Source organism: Okeania sp. SIO2C2 (assembly GCF_010692625.1).
Classification (GTDB): domain Bacteria; phylum Cyanobacteriota; class Cyanobacteriia; order Cyanobacteriales; family Microcoleaceae; genus Okeania; species Okeania hirsuta.
This window is the reverse complement of the sequence record NZ_JAAHGM010000017.1, coordinates 60,520-75,438: the sequence shown is the minus strand read 5'-3', so window position 1 is coordinate 75,438 and position 14,919 is coordinate 60,520. Positions and strand designations below refer to the sequence as shown.

Annotated in this window: 17 protein-coding genes; 1 reads left to right on the top strand and 16 read right to left on the bottom strand. The window is 36.1% G+C overall.

Annotated elements, in window-relative coordinates:
- Window positions 1-672: 672 nt before the first annotated feature.
- The 4 genes from nrdR to F6K18_RS16300 all read right to left on the bottom strand — a co-directional run bounded on the left by nrdR (window position 673) and on the right by F6K18_RS16300 (window position 3,792).
- Window positions 673-1,230, bottom strand: a complete 558-nt coding sequence (nrdR, locus tag F6K18_RS16315; protein WP_287522234.1) for a transcriptional regulator NrdR — start codon at window positions 1,228-1,230, stop codon at window positions 673-675.
- Between the two features lie 163 nt (window positions 1,231-1,393).
- Window positions 1,394-1,489, bottom strand: coding sequence for a photosystem II reaction center protein T (locus F6K18_RS16310; protein ID WP_011613950.1), 96 nt, complete (start codon window positions 1,487-1,489; stop codon window positions 1,394-1,396).
- Between the two features lie 183 nt (window positions 1,490-1,672).
- Window positions 1,673-3,199, bottom strand: coding sequence for a photosystem II chlorophyll-binding protein CP47 (gene psbB, locus F6K18_RS16305; protein WP_287522233.1), 1,527 nt, complete (start codon window positions 3,197-3,199; stop codon window positions 1,673-1,675).
- Between the two features lie 278 nt (window positions 3,200-3,477).
- Window positions 3,478-3,792: a hypothetical protein gene (locus tag F6K18_RS16300; protein ID WP_124147428.1), complete on the bottom strand. Its 315-nt coding sequence runs from the start codon at window positions 3,790-3,792 to the stop codon at window positions 3,478-3,480.
- A gap of 164 nt (window positions 3,793-3,956) precedes the next feature.
- Between F6K18_RS16300 and F6K18_RS16295 the strand changes: the two genes are divergently transcribed.
- A complete protein-coding gene (locus F6K18_RS16295) occupies window positions 3,957-4,097 on the top strand; it encodes a hypothetical protein (protein ID WP_287522232.1) in 141 nt (46 codons plus the stop codon).
- An 873-nt stretch (window positions 4,098-4,970) separates the two neighbouring features.
- On the opposite strand, the gene F6K18_RS16290 is transcribed toward F6K18_RS16295, so the two are convergent.
- From F6K18_RS16290 to F6K18_RS16235, 12 genes are all read right to left on the bottom strand, one after another.
- Window positions 4,971-5,153 carry a hypothetical protein gene (locus F6K18_RS16290; RefSeq protein ID WP_287522231.1) on the bottom strand — a complete coding sequence of 61 codons (183 nt, stop codon included), beginning with the start codon at window positions 5,151-5,153 and terminating at the stop codon, window positions 4,971-4,973.
- The gene (locus F6K18_RS16285) at window positions 5,147-5,929 is read right to left on the bottom strand and encodes an SDR family oxidoreductase (RefSeq protein ID WP_287522230.1); all 783 of its coding nucleotides are present in this window, start codon (window positions 5,927-5,929) and stop codon (window positions 5,147-5,149) included. The genes F6K18_RS16290 and F6K18_RS16285 overlap by 7 nt, the downstream gene beginning before the upstream one ends.
- A 125-nt stretch (window positions 5,930-6,054) precedes the next feature.
- Complete coding sequence (locus tag F6K18_RS16280; RefSeq protein WP_287522229.1) at window positions 6,055-6,465, bottom strand: DMT family transporter; 411 nt, start codon at window positions 6,463-6,465, stop codon at window positions 6,055-6,057.
- 942 nt (window positions 6,466-7,407) lie between these two features.
- Complete coding sequence (locus F6K18_RS16275; protein ID WP_287522228.1) at window positions 7,408-8,145, bottom strand: sulfotransferase family protein; 738 nt, start codon at window positions 8,143-8,145, stop codon at window positions 7,408-7,410.
- A gap of 60 nt (window positions 8,146-8,205) precedes the next feature.
- Window positions 8,206-9,570 (bottom strand): NAD(P)-dependent oxidoreductase, encoded by a 1,365-nt coding sequence (locus F6K18_RS16270; protein ID WP_287522227.1) that lies wholly within the window; start codon window positions 9,568-9,570, stop codon window positions 8,206-8,208.
- A gap of 122 nt (window positions 9,571-9,692) precedes the next feature.
- Window positions 9,693-9,845, bottom strand: a complete 153-nt coding sequence (locus F6K18_RS16265; protein ID WP_287522226.1) for a hypothetical protein — start codon at window positions 9,843-9,845, stop codon at window positions 9,693-9,695.
- Window positions 9,846-9,868: 23 nt separating this feature from the next.
- Entirely contained in the window at window positions 9,869-10,573 is a 705-nt protein-coding gene (locus F6K18_RS16260) for a class I SAM-dependent methyltransferase (protein WP_287522225.1), read from the bottom strand.
- 313 nt (window positions 10,574-10,886) lie between these two features.
- Entirely contained in the window at window positions 10,887-11,816 is a 930-nt protein-coding gene (locus F6K18_RS16255) for a 2-oxoglutarate and iron-dependent oxygenase domain-containing protein (RefSeq protein WP_287522224.1), read from the bottom strand.
- A gap of 412 nt (window positions 11,817-12,228) precedes the next feature.
- The gene (locus F6K18_RS16250) at window positions 12,229-12,909 is read right to left on the bottom strand and encodes a class I SAM-dependent methyltransferase (protein ID WP_287522223.1); all 681 of its coding nucleotides are present in this window, start codon (window positions 12,907-12,909) and stop codon (window positions 12,229-12,231) included.
- Window positions 12,910-13,763: 854 nt separating this feature from the next.
- Window positions 13,764-14,120 carry a zinc ribbon domain-containing protein gene (locus tag F6K18_RS16245; RefSeq protein WP_287522222.1) on the bottom strand — a complete coding sequence of 119 codons (357 nt, stop codon included), beginning with the start codon at window positions 14,118-14,120 and terminating at the stop codon, window positions 13,764-13,766.
- Window positions 14,108-14,281: a helix-turn-helix domain-containing protein gene (locus F6K18_RS16240; RefSeq protein WP_287522221.1), complete on the bottom strand. Its 174-nt coding sequence runs from the start codon at window positions 14,279-14,281 to the stop codon at window positions 14,108-14,110. The genes F6K18_RS16245 and F6K18_RS16240 overlap by 13 nt, the downstream gene beginning before the upstream one ends.
- A 420-nt stretch (window positions 14,282-14,701) precedes the next feature.
- Window positions 14,702-14,860 (bottom strand): hypothetical protein, encoded by a 159-nt coding sequence (locus tag F6K18_RS16235; protein ID WP_287522220.1) that lies wholly within the window; start codon window positions 14,858-14,860, stop codon window positions 14,702-14,704.
- Window positions 14,861-14,919: the final 59 nt, after the last annotated feature.

Here is a 14,919-nt window from a genome sequence, read left to right as displayed (position 1 = left end):
AATTGGCTGGTTAAAATTTGCGTTGGGGCTGTCTGCGTGGGTTTACCGGGCAGTTTATACCCCTCGTCTCACCGCTAAATTCAAAATTATACCGGGAGTCCTCTTTCAAGATTATTTATAGAGCTAAAACTCTAATGTCATTATTGAGGCATTCTTGCACCTAGATATTAATTACAAAGCTCTTGTACTGCCAGGACATCAGCTCTTAGTGAGACCTTTAAAGTCTTTTGGCTAATACTTCTTGCCTAGTTATGGGCTTTCACTTCATTAAATTTAGGTCAGTCTCATTCAGAGTTAAACTTCATCTCAAGTCTTAAAGTCCTCTGGTCTGGTTAAGAATATCATATAGAATATAGATTTTTCCAGCAAAAGCTAACCCTAACCTACAATTATTACTCAAAACAATTTATTTTACCATAAACTTTGATGTTGGTTTTTCATTAACCACTTGTTATCCCAACAGTCCTAACCAATAGTTTTGTATGTCTTTTAGGACAAATATCTTGCAGATTATTGAACCTGATATCTAATAATTTGGTTCGCTTAAGTTACCTAATTCTTTTCTCTAAGTAAGTTTGAGGCCACATTAATTTATTGATCCACTATTCTTTTAACTAGTTCAGCTCCAAAATATCTTGAACTTACTTACTGTTATAGTTATCATCATTAAATTTAAGATGAGGTTGCACAAGAAGCAGGGGTTTCAAAATCAATAGCATTTGTTTTTGGAGAAACTTCAGAACTTTCTAGATGAGTAGAATTAAAATCTAAATTATTTTTTTGATTTTGGAGATGGTCTAAAGTATCTACAAAATCTCTAATACCTTGAAATTTACGATAAACAGAGGCAAAACGGATATAAGCAACTTCACTAATGTGAACCAATTTACTCAGGACAATTTCACCAATTTCAGCGCTGGTAACTTCTCTCTGGGATCTACCCTGTAGTTCAACTTCAATTTCATCTACAAAAGCTTCGAGTTCAGCAGGTTCAATACCAGTTTTTTCACAGGAGCGGATAATACCTCGGAGTAATTTCAACTTGTCAAAAGACTCTTTTTTACCGTCCTTTTTAATCACTGTTACTGTAACAAACTCTATTCTTTCATAAGTCGTGAAACGATGCTGACAGTCCAAACATTCCCGTCGGCGTCGGATACTCTTACCAGATTCAGCTGAACGTGACTCTAGAACACGACTATTTGTATGTTGGCACACTGGACATCGCATACTTTAAATTTCTTAGACATAAATTCAGACATAAATATTCTATCCTAAATTAGGCCAATAGTAACTTATTTAAACTTAGAAGAAATGAGTACTGAGTTAAGAACTCAGCACTCACATATCATAAAAAAAGCAATTTATTTGATAATAAAACGATCAAAACTAATTACTTTCCAATTCTGGGAGGATCGCGGAAGGCGATCGCAAAAAATATCACACCCAAGGCCAAAGCCAATACTAATATATAAGCTGCACTTTCCATAAGGGAATTTCCTGAAGATCCAGTTCTATATTAGTTTACCAGCTGAACGTAAATAAAAGTCCAACGAAAATACTTTGTAACTTTTATCAAAGTAGTCGTTGGACTTTTCTCGAAAATTTGAAGATGAGAGATACCTAGTTGTCTTAGTGGTTTACCTTTATTATTTGTTAAACCACATTCGCTTTAGGTTTCCTTCCTACGAGTACTTAGGTCACCCAATTTCTGGAATAGACCAAACTCTACTTGTTCCTCTAAGTCTGGGTCAATACCTGCGAATACGTCGCGGAACAATGTCCGACATCCGTGCCAAATATGACCGAAGAAGAATAGCAAAGCAAAACAAGCATGGCCATAAGTAAACCATCCACGAGTGCTAGTCCGGAACACACCGTCAGAGCCTAAAGTTTCTTGGTCAAACTCAAAAGGTTCACCTAACTGAGCTTTACGAGCAAACTTCTTAACATCTGTAGCTTTAGTAAAGGTTTGACCATCAAACTCTCCACCCACTATGCTAACAGTTACACCCTGTTCCTCAAAACTATATTTTGACTCTGAACGACGGAAAGGAATATCAGCCTTGACTACACCATCAGCATTGGTCAAGATAACTGGGAAAGTTTCAAAGAAGTTTGGTAGACGACGCACAAATAATTCCTCGCCATCCTTATCCTTAAATATTGGATGACCAAGCCAACCTTGAGCAAGACCATCACCATTATTCATTGGGCCGACACGGAATAGACCACCTTTGGCAGGGCTATTACCAACATAGTCGTAGAAAGCCAATTTTTCAGGAATAGTTGACCAAGCTTCAGAAGCAGTTTGACCTGCTGCTATTTCAGATTGAACGCGACGATCAATTTCTTGCTGGAAGTAACCGCTGTCCCACTGATAACGAGTAGGACCAAATAATTCAATCGGGGTAGCCGCACTGCCGTACCACATTGTGCCAGCCACAACAAAGGCTGCAAAGAAAACTGCTGCAATACTGCTAGAGAGGACTGTTTCAATGTTACCCATCCGCAATGCTCTGTAGAGACGTTCTGGTGGTCTTACAGATAGGTGGAACAAACCAGCAATAATTCCCACAATTCCAGCAGCAATGTGGTGGGCGACAATGCCACCAGGATTGAATGGGTTAAACCCTTCCGGTCCCCAGGCCGGGGCTACTGGTTGAATAGAACCCGTTAATCCATAGGGGTCTGAAACCCACATTCCTGGACCAAATACTCCTGTCAAATGGAAGGCTCCAAAGCCAAAACAGAGTAGACCTGATAAGAATAAGTGAATACCAAACATTTTTGGTAGGTCTAGAGCAGGTTCTCCGGTACGTTGGTCAAAGAACAGCTCTAAGTCCCAAAAAACCCAGTGCCATACAGCAGCTAGGAACAGCAGACCAGAAAGAATAATATGAGCTGCTGCTACACCCTCAAAAGACCAGAATCCAGGGTTAGTAGCGGCTTCTCCAGTAACACTCCAGCCACCCCAAGATTGGGTAACACCTAGACGTGCCATAAATGGCATGACGAACATTCCCTGACGCCACATAGGGTTCAGGACTGGATCGCTAGGATCGAAGATTGCTAGTTCATAAAGGGCCATTGAGCCAGCCCAACCTGCTACTAGAGCAGTGTGCATTAGATGCACGGAAATTAGTCGTCCTGGATCGTTCAGAACAACTGTATGTACTCGATACCAAGGTAGTCCCATTGACTACACTCCTCCTAATTAAGTGATGTCTATTCTGAAAGCTTTTTTCTTTTGTTTGTTATGCTCTTGTCTAAAATTGTCTTAGTTTTAGTCCAATAGTCAATATAGTTACTGACAACATGGCCAATTCTATTCAAATAGGAGCATAAAAATTAAAACTATTTCAAGAATTGTATAGAGTTTTTAAGTTAATAGCAAGCAAACATTACAAAAGGAAAAAGTTGATGATGAATATTCAGTTAGATCAACTTTTGACTTTCAACTTAAGCCTAATGACTTTAGCTAATTTGACAGATGGCTGAGGTAGTACAAAGATATTCCAAGACTTTTTCAGAATTAATCAAGCGAGTCAACACCACGTTGCCAATATTCTGACTAGAAACAGACTTTTGAGCTTCAGCAGTGGGGTAAATCTCTACCATCAATACTGGATCTTCGACTCGATGCAGCCACATTTTTTCATTTTTATCCAAAATACAAAGATTCATTTTTTCAATATCTGGTGCTCGTCTCCAAGCTGTTTCACTCCAGAGACCGCCGACAGTCCAAACTCTACCTACGGCCCATCCCTCTGATAAGAAGAAGTATTTCACAGACTTTTCTAAACTTGAGTAATTTATCAGAAAGTTTATCAAAGATTAAACCTTCTTTATGTTTTCAACTTAAAAGGTTCAGGACTTAAGATGTACGCTATATGTAGCGTACATCTTAAGTTTAGTTGGTAAAGAAAAAGAAAATACTATTTAAAATAGTGTTAATGGATAGTTTATCTGCTACTCAAATACTGATGGCTGTAATTGATAATCTAGATCAGATTTATTATTGTCCTCTCAAGAGTAATCGTTTAGTCGATGATACTGGTGGTGTAAAAAAAATATCAAAATCTGGGAACATTTAAGTTGGATTCAAGGGGAATTATTATCGGGAAAAATTATAAAAATCAAGGGTTTTCCTAGGGATAAAAAAGCGAGTGCGTAATTCTGACTCAAGATAGTCAAATTATTTAGGGGTACTGTTAATAACAGAACAGAATTTATTGTGACTAATGATTTAAATAAATCTGCTATAGATGATAGCGTAGCTCCTCTGAAAGAGGCTGTATAATTTGAGTATCAAACTAGGTGTAAAATTGAGGAGTTTCACAGGGAGTTCAAGCAACTAACTAGACTTGAATGTTGTCAAGGCAGTTCTACACAAATTCAAAAAAATCACATTGCTTGTGCAATACTGCCGAGTGAATCATCTGAAGAATTTAGCATATAATTTAGGAAAAACTATTTATCAAATTAAGAATGGGTTATTATGAAAATATCTCACTTAGGAACTGAAATATCCAACCATAAGAGCTGATTTATAAAGCAAATATTAAGAGATTTAATTCTTTGCAATACAAGGGTTTTAGGAGTTATAGCCCAATAATACCTAAATTTCTGAGAGTTAGATTACATAAAGGTTTTAGCTAAGTTTACAAATCAGCTCTAAAAATGACAGTTATTTAACTTTTTCAAGATTGGGGATTTAGTTAGTAAATTGAGGCTATCTGATTAAAAATCGACTAACATTTCGGTTACGCTACGCGACATGAAAAGCGGAGCGAAAGCCTCAGAAATCCCCAAATTTGTTATGCATTATACCGCATTTTTGCCTGATTCCTGAAATCTTGAGGCGATCGCTAAATTAGTAGGTGCTATATGCTATATATATTGTCTTTGGGTAAGTCCTGAGGTGATTAAAAAAAATATATAGAACTCTTCATTCCTGGATCATACAGTCAAGTGCAGTGGAAGTCGCCCGCAGTGTTATCCATAATGCCAGATTTGATTATCACTAGAAGTTTACCATGATTCATGTAGCAATTAGAGCGATCGCCACAAGGGAAAAACCAATTTCCATCACCTGTTTTCCAACTGACAAATACTTCAACGTTGCTATCAATCCAATTTTTTTTCACCACAGGGAACCTGCTGATATTGTTATATCCTCCATTGTAATACCCAATGCCTCATCACGACAAAGGAAAGCTGCTAGTTTGCCAACTTCTTGTGGTTGTATAATTCTCTTCTGAGGATAGCTATGCTTGATTTCCTCTAAGTATTCAGCAGCAGTTCGACCTTCAATTTTAGCAAGTCGTCCGATCATCCCTTCAGCTAATTTAGTTTCTACCCACCCTGGACTAATTGAGTTACAAGATACTCCATAAGGTGCGCCTTCCAAAGCGACACAGCGAGTCAGTCCAAGAATTGCTGCTTTAGAAGTACAGTAGGCAGCGTGAAGCGGAGCACCTACTGAAGCAGAAGTCGAGGCAATATTAATAATACGACCCCATTTCCGTTTTATCATTCCTGGAAAACATAGCTTAGTAGTGCGATAGATACCATTGAGATTAATATCAATGACCTTATACCACTCTTCATCAGGATGATTGCACATTTGATGCTCATAAGCGATTCCAGCAGCATTGACAAGAATATCAACTTTGTCAAATGCTTTTATTGTAGTATCATAAAAAGCCTGGACTGAGTCAGTTGAGGATACATCCAGATTCATTACTAGAGCTTTAACACCTTGTGACTCAATTTCACCCCGGCATGAACTCGTGGTAGCAGAACGAGAACCGACTGCTACATTAGCTCCACTTTGAGCTAAAGCAATAGCAATAGCTTTACCGATACCAGATGTACCACCTGTTACTATTGCTATGCGATTTTGAAGAAATTTTGCTTGACTCATATTCCTCACCAACTATAAGCCTAAGAAGCTAATTTTACAGAATTTTTGAGAATAGTCAGGTATAATTTAAGACTAATCTAAACCTTGCTGATTTTAGGAACCTCCGATGTTGAGGTGAAACCTATTTATGTAGCAATTAGAGCGATCGCTGTAAGTGCAAAAACAACTCCAATTAGCTGTTTTAGGGTCAAAGTTTCACCGAAGACAATTAACCCCAGAGCAATAACTACCAAGGGATAAAGAGCTGATAGGGTAGAAACAATTCCAACTGAGCCTTTGGAAACAGCTTTGATATAAAATAGCACCCCCAAAAAGTTGAGCATTCCGGCAAAAATTGCCAAAAGACTACCTTTGGGATGAATTTCCAGCCGATCGCTTAGATTGTAAAAAATTAGTAAAGCAATGATCGCTCCTCCTAAACCCTGATATACAATAGCACTCCTGCTACTAATGTACTGAGCAGAAAACCTAGGCAAGAAAGCCCAACCTCCCCAACAAAAAATTGCTGCTAATGTTGGTAAAAACCATTCTTTCATAACTTCAAGTCTCTAGTATTGAGATCGACTCCCGTGGAAAGATTTTCAAAAAACGCATCAGTAGCGATCGCTTCCGCCACGCTTCTGACAAAACTTACTTTCAGTCAATCAATAATTTATTTATCTATAAAATAAATAATGTTTATCTATTTGATAATATAAATGGAGGTTAAAGCAAATTTGGGATATTTTCAGATTTTTTTTAGCTTCTGTTTTAATAATTATTAATATAGTTAGTAAGATTTAATAAAGTTTTTGAAGATGCTCGCTCATGACAAAACTTTTTAGGATAGTGAAGTAAACTTTTAAATTAACTTTTCCTATAAGCATTCAGCGGTTAGCTATTAGCTATTAGCTTTCAGGAAATATCTAAAATTTCCTGCCAAACAATGTATGGGTTGATAACTCAAACCCTCGTTTTTTTACTTCAATTTATGCCTTGAAAATGTACGACAAGTTAAAAGATTTGCTTGACTTATAAAAGATATGATAGCTGATTGCTAATAGTTGAATGCTTACCATGTATGAAATCTCTTTATTTCTCTCATTTTTCTAACAGATAAATTATTTTATTGATAGTGGGAGTCTTAACTTTTTTATCAAAATTATAGTCTTTAAATTTATAGGAGTCAGGTAGGGGAGCCGTCGGATTGGCGACGTACAGGAGTAGAGAGAATTACAAAGATGTAGTAGTTATGAGGATTGAAGATTTTTTTTATGTCCAATTCCCCCGGATTTGATATTAAAGATTAGTGTTGTTTAAAGTCCGGAAAAAGCTCCTTTATAACTGCTGAGTCCCGATCAAGTAATTATACTCAGCAACGCCCTAATCTTCTATTGCCTATTCCTTAAAATCCTAAAATTTTGTACCTCATTAACTCGAAAACTGCTGTAATAATAGACAGGGAGAACCGACTACTTAGTATGCAGAACAAAAAATTGTTATTCAATCCGCAGTCGATTTTCGTAAAGTTTTTGGTAGTAAGGTAAACAAAATTCATAGGCTTTCTTAAGGTGTTCGCTATCTTCAATCTTTACATAATCCTTTTTTTCTCTTTCTTTAAATCCTTGACTAGATAATACATAATTATGCCATCCCCCTTCCCATTGATTGATTGCAGGTTGAGGCTCAGTTTTCCACTCTAAAGCTTTTTCAATAAATGGTATACCTATAACATCACAATAGGCTTTAACAGTTGCTTTAGGTTTCTTTACTAAATCATCCGAATCAATTACTACTGGAAGTTTTCCACTAATTTCTTCAGCCATTTCAAACAGCTTATATAGTTGAGCATATCCAGTTTCTTCTAAGGTAAAATCAGACCAATTGTTAAAAAGAGATGGCAACATTTTTTCTGGATGTCTAATCAGAAAACTATTATTAAAATTAGACAAAAACTCTTGATTAGCTACAGGTGCAACCTGGTAACTCATATCTTTAATAAAAACTGGCTGCTTTTCATTTTCTTGCTTTAATCTTTCCAAAATACAACTAAAATTGTATTGGGGATCTGGTTCTATATCTGGATAACGAGTAGTATTACAACGTTCTTCAGAGTAGTAAAAAGATTTTCCAAAAGGTTCGTCATCTACGAAAAAATCTCCTCTTTCCCGCATCATACGCTCAAATGCAGTGGAAGTTGAGCGTGGTACTGCCCACAAAGCTAATATTTTTTTCATTTTTTAATATCCTTCTTAGTTTACTTTAGTTTAAAATCTCTTAATTTTGTCTTGCTTATCTCATTCTTCTAACACAGCAATTATCTTATTAATTGTGGGAATATTGACTTTTTGATCGAAGTTATAGTCTTTAAATTTGGCAACTATTCTATCACTAGGTTGATAGGAATTTTCATTGTCAGACACCCAACTACTTCCACAACCCCAGCGAATAACATCAACTAATAAGTCTTGACTTAATCCTATATTCTGACCTAATTTATAAGCCTCCTGTAAAATAAGGTAATTGATATATGCCATTAACTCTGTTAGAGTTTGAGCAATTTCTTCTAAGGGTTCTTGTAATTTCTGCTGAGGTCTATCATAGTTGAATTGATAGGGATGAGGTTTTATCCGACCAAAATCATCTTTAACAAACTCATTAGAATAAACATAGTTCCGATTTAAACCATAGGGGGAAGGTGCTGTAAATCCTGGTATTCTCAAATCAATGTTATTCTCATCTTCAACTAATTTAGTTACAATGATGTAGTTATCAGAAAATTTATATGTCTCTCCAGCTTGCCGATATCTAGCCTCAATAATTCTCCCTAGAGGTAAAGGAACATTGAATTCTTCAGCTAATTTCACAGTTAAATCACTATCCTTAGCTGCAATTTCTAAACTACAGGAATTGTCGTAACTGCCATCAAAGATAAATGGAGATATTTGTTCTGCTGCAAAACTATTAGCTTGGGATGCTTTCATAAACTGCCACATCCAATCTAAGGGAATACCACAGGTTTTAGCAATGATCAGCACTTCCCCCAAAACAACTATAGCAGTATAACACAGTAAATTAGTCAAAAGCTTCACAGCTTGTGCTTCACCAATTTTACTCATCACGAAAAAGGATATTTTGCCTACATCATTCAAAACTTCCTGACTAGCGTCAAACCCCTCTTTATCTCCACTAACATAAAAACTCATGTTACCAAAATCTACCCCCATGTGGGATAAATTACTCACAGGAGCTTCTAGACTATAAACACCTTTTTTCTTAGCTTCCCCAGCAATATACTTGGTATTATGATAATCTGTGGTTGAAAAATCAATCCAAGTCGATCCAGTTTTCATTCCATTCAAAGCCCCATTTTCCCCTAATATATTTTCTGTAACATGATGGGGTAAAGGTAGATTAGTGATCAAAATATCAGCATTCTGAGCCACTTCTTGGGGACTATTACACCAAACTGCTCCAGCTTCAATTACTGTTTTAGCTGCTTCTGGATATTTATCATAAACTTGCACAGGATACCCTAATTCTAAGAGTTTAAAAATCATAGGTCGTCCCATATGACCTGTTCCAATATAAGCAACTGTAGCTTTGTTTTTCATCTCAAATTTTTTCTCACTTACTTTAAGATTATTTGTTAAATAAGTCAATTCATTTTTCGGCTTTACGCTCAATCTCAGAAAGGTAGTTTTCAACAATTAATAATTAATAATTACCTCTTCTTTTCAAGGAGAGGATTGACTCAAAGGAATCTTTTTATTTATTATTCCCTTCAAAGGGGAGGCTTTAAACCGCAATTTTTCGGTAAAATAGAAGAAGCAACTAATTTAATTAAGACTTTTCCCGGCTGAGGAATGGGTTTTGGTACTTGGGCATATTCCAGTTTTTCCATTTCTCCATACCCTTTTAGAATAACAGCTTTCATTAATTGTCTTATAATTACTATAATTATTTGTAGCTGACTAAAAACTTGCTATCAATAATCTGATATCCTTGATTAAATCCAGCATCAATCAGCGCTTGAGTTGTCTTTCCCCCATCAAAAACATAAAAACGGCAAAATTGCTCGCTGAGAATTTCCCCACTAGCTTGAGAAAACACATACCATTTATCAAGATAATTTCCCTCCTTCTTGATTTTCTGCTCATAAAAAATATCATCTTTAATTTCCTTTTTATAGTTGGTATGACCTCCCTGAATTCCCAATGCTAATAATCCACCCTCGTCTAACTGACTGTGTAACTTTGCCAGCAACTGCTGATTTTTTTCTGGATCGATTATGTGGCTAGAAATTCTATATTCTCCATCTTCTTCCAATATACAAATAACACCTCCAGTTGAAACTATAGCTTCAAACTTTTCCTCAATTTCAAATTTTATAATATCTTGACAAATCAACCTAACATTTAAATTTGCTAATCTATTCTTAGCAATTTCTAACATTCGGGGAGAAAAATCAACACCAATAATCTTATAGTTTGCCAAAGAAAGCATTTTTTCAGTCAGTAATCCAGTTCCTACACCAATATCTAAGACTTTTCTTCTAGCACCAAGTAAGTTGTACAACGTATTACTAAGGGCATCAAAGTCAAAGTATCCACTTGTCAATAAATTGTCATAGTAATTGGCTATCCCAATGTACTCATTAATCATTCATTTATTCTCATTAATTATTCCTCTGCTGATTAAATCTCAAAGCATTTACAGATCAAGGTAAGTGCCTTTTTAGATATTGAAAAAGTGCCTATTTTTCAGCTATTCATGCTCAAAAAGTCAGCATTTTGGGCATTAGTCGGGCAAAAAAATTACTGCCCCTACTCCTTAAAAAGGACTTTTTCAGCAAACCATAATTATTTTGAAGGTAATCCAATTTATAGTAGGTAATGAAATATTTTACACTACTCAAACAGGATTGGTATATTAAAGCTTAATTTGTGGAAACTCAATAATTTTTATCTATCTATAATTAAACTAATTCTTTCGCCCTACCTGCCCCTTCATGGGTTTCCCAAATTGACACAAAATTCTTCAACATTACTTCTTTAGAACTAATTTTTTCAGTAGTACCAAATGGCTCAATTATTGTATCAATATTAGGATAAACAAAGAAGGGAATTGATATTCGAGTTGCATCAGAATTACTATGAAATACTTCATGGGGCGTACTGACAAATAAACCTTTTGTCCACATTTGCAAAAGATCCCCTAAATTAATCACAAAAGCGTCTTCTACGCAGGGAGCATCTATCCATTCTTCTTTAGTATGAACTCTCAAAGAAGGCTGGGGAAAATATTCTTGAATTAAAACTGTAAATATGCCATTATCAGTGTGTTTTCCTGCTTTTCCCATCCCCGCAGGATAATAAATCGTGCGCTGGATTAATGTCGGTTCTGTAAAATATCGATCGAAGAAATTTGCTTCTAATCCTAAAGCTAAGGCTAATCCTTTTAATAATTTAGGAGTTACCTTTGTCATTATTTCTTTTTGTAGCTGATAATGAGAACTAGCAAAACCTGGAGCTACACTATCATCAGGTATAACTGTCGGACCGGTAAAAGGTTCCTCAGATAGAGGTCTTTCTATACCTAAATCGAAAACTTGTTTGGGGTCAAACCCAATTTCTTTATTCAGAAATTCTCCATACAAAGGAACGTAACCCCTGCAAGTTTTGGGATAAACTTTTTGGATATCTTGACGGTAGTTTAATTTAACATCTTCAGGTAGTTCAAAAAAATTCCGGGATGCCTCAATAGTTCGATTGATTATTTCTGAGGAAACTCCATGTTCTTTAAGATAGAAAAAACCATGTTCGTAGCAAACATCGTACAATTTTTTGATTTCTTGAGGGCTAGCTTTTTCTAATTCTGATAAGGAGATAATTGGCAGACTTTTCATAGAATCAATTTTATTTACCTATATAGTTCAATTTTACGTCTGAATTGCCACAATAAAAACCATAGAGTTAGCTAATTTTTGCTTTCCTCTATTGCTAGAAAATAGTTAAGGTTTTGGTAAAACCTAGGGAGTTGATTCTATCAGGTTTCCTGTTTGACTCTTTTGCCCTATTATGGAAGTAATAAGGGCTATCTTAAAAGTACTAAGACTAATTCAAAAACAGTACCCGAGCGAAACTTTTAACAACCTCCTGTTCATAGAGAGAAACAGGAGTAGTGCTGCATAACTTTTCGGGGTGGAAAAATTATCAGAATCAACATCCTAGGTAAAACTGGCTGCACGTGATCGCTAAAGCTATGTAGTTAGCTTTTTCTTGGGTAGCTTTCACTCTTCGCTCACAGCAGCTTGTCAATTAACAAACTGCAAAAGCCCAATAATGCGCCCCTTCTTCGGCAATATATGGACTATCTTTAACATGGTTGACCAATTTAACTTTACCTTCCTGTTGGTAGCAGTCGCAAACTGCTTGGAAGTTAGTGCTATCATAATAGCTCTTGCGAGTACTTACTACTACCCATCCTCCTGGTTTGGTAATGCGGATTAGTTCTGACAAAGCAGTTGGTGGTACATGACCTAAAGTGAACACGCCACAACAAACTGTCGCATCATATTGGTTGTTCTCATAAGCTTCATTTTTTTTCGTGAGGTCTATTCCACTTTCCAAAAAATTATAAACACCTGTCGAGCGAGCTTGTTCTACCATTCTTTCAGACAAATCAGCTCCATCTATATTCTGATAACCTTTTTGCTTGAGGACAATACCTACTAAACCAGTACCACATCCTGTATCTAAAATTTTTATCTGACGATCACTTGAGTCTACTGTTTTCAACCCATTATCGCTTTTTAGTGTTGTCAAGAAGTTGACTATGTATTCTGGCCCTATATACTGTTCATTGGAGACATCACTGTCATATGCAACCGCCCATTTGTCGTAGTATGTTTGGAGCTTTTCTGCATCACCAGACAGAGTATGAGCTTCTTTTATTGCGTCAAAACTCTCGTTGTCTTTACTTTTTACTGCTTGATTCATTGTTTTTATTCCTAACTACACTATATTTTGTCTGATTTACTATTTTCATATTAAGTTTCTAGCTCGTGTCCTGTTAATTACACATAGCTAGTTAACGTTTGAGGTGCTATCGAGCTTTTGCTAAATTAAACTCTCCCTCAAAATTTTTAATGCTTTACTTACTCTACTGAAGTCAGTCAAACCTAGCCAAAACTGATTTTTTGGGAGACTAGCTTTGGCATTGTTTTGAAGAGTACTAGCATACTTTTTTACACTAGCAGTGGGTTCTCATTTTTTTGTTCCACAGTCTTAGTAATCTGCGGTATATCTACCCACTACAAGTTATAAAGATTCAAATACTTGCTACATCTTCCTCTTTCACAGAGGATTGTGGGTATCTTCTGTAGCATGATTTTTCGTCTTTAAATACAATAACTAATATTTTCACAATTTTTGATTCACTATCAGTTACTATTACTAATATATTGCTTTCCTTAGTGGTATTAAACTTTAGGGTTTTGTTCGCCGTTAGCTGCTTTCTACTATTAAATCCCCGTCGCTACCAGTAGTACCACTAACTAATGAAGAACAATATAGTCCTGGTATTAAGCGCGAGTGATTTTAGCTGATAAATGAATCCTCAAAATTTATAGCTAGCTAGTTAAACTATTTCTCCGTTCTTAGAAACCTACGATTATCTACATAAACCTATGATTTTCGTGCTGATAATCTGTTCTATTCCTGCTTCAACCTGGCAACGTCGGCGTTATCCAGTCTGCAAGCTGTCACGGTCGTTTGCTGCACAACGCTAGCGCGAAACGCGGAACGCGGAGCGTAGCTCTCACTGACCGCCATAGCTAAATTTAGCGCTGCATTCAAATCTCGTTTGCGCTAGCATTGCGGAGCAATCGCAACTGAAATTGCGAACACTGCAATTTGATTACGCGCTCTAATAAAAACAGAGACTTTTTAACAGTTCCACACCTACTGCAAGTTTTAGAACTAGGAAACCATCTATCAACGATGATTAACTCAGAACCATATAACTCACACTTGTACTCTAACTGTCTACGAAACTCATAAAAACCCATATCAGTAACGGCCTTAGCTAGCCTGTGATTTGCTATCATTCCTGATACATTAAGGTCTTCACCCACCCCTCTAGCTCCCCTCCCGGGAGGGGATGGGGGTGGGTTGTGGTTTTTAGCCAAATAGGTTGTTAGTTTATGCAATGTATCTTTCCGAATACAGGATTATTGGAATTGTGATTAAGAATGTTTCTAGTTAGCCATAATCCCCAATTCCAAGCATGGCGAGCCACACCTGCGTGTTTAGCTAGTAAGGTTTTTTGTTGGTTATTTGGGTGCAGTTCAGTTTTGAATCCTAGTAGCATAAAATCAAATATAGATAATCAGAGATTATTATAGATAATACCAGATTATAGACAACAGTTAAAAACCCTCATACCTACTATCTCCCCTGGGACTTGCTTGCGAATGATTGCTATTGGCGATCTTCTTGTGCTAGTAATATATTGACTGGTATTTCAATTTTTTTTTACCTAGCTTTACTTGCTGAATGCTATCTTGTTAGATCAGATTTTAATTGTATTGAGTATTCAATACTTTGCTGAAAAGAGAGCATAAGGCAAGCAGGTTGTCAACATATAACTTTTTCATAGCTAATTGTCCCTATTTTAATATGACAAAGGACTTCATGTTGATAGTTTTTTTAGTTATTTCAAGCATTGCATTAATTTAGCTTAATTTTCGCCTTCTATTATATATATAATATATATAAAATATCATACTTTCTAGATTACGCTACTTACGCCTGTTGCGAACGCTGGTTTTCTTGCTTTTTTATCTCTTTCATCTACTTTCGTCTGGTTGCCTTTTTCAAGTAGTTTGAATATGATTGGACAGCCTATTGTACCTGTGGCAATGAATGAAACTTTAGTTTGATTTTTCATCAAAAACTTTCCTGATTTAAGGATTTAACAAGTTTAACAGTATCAAGTTTAATTGAGAA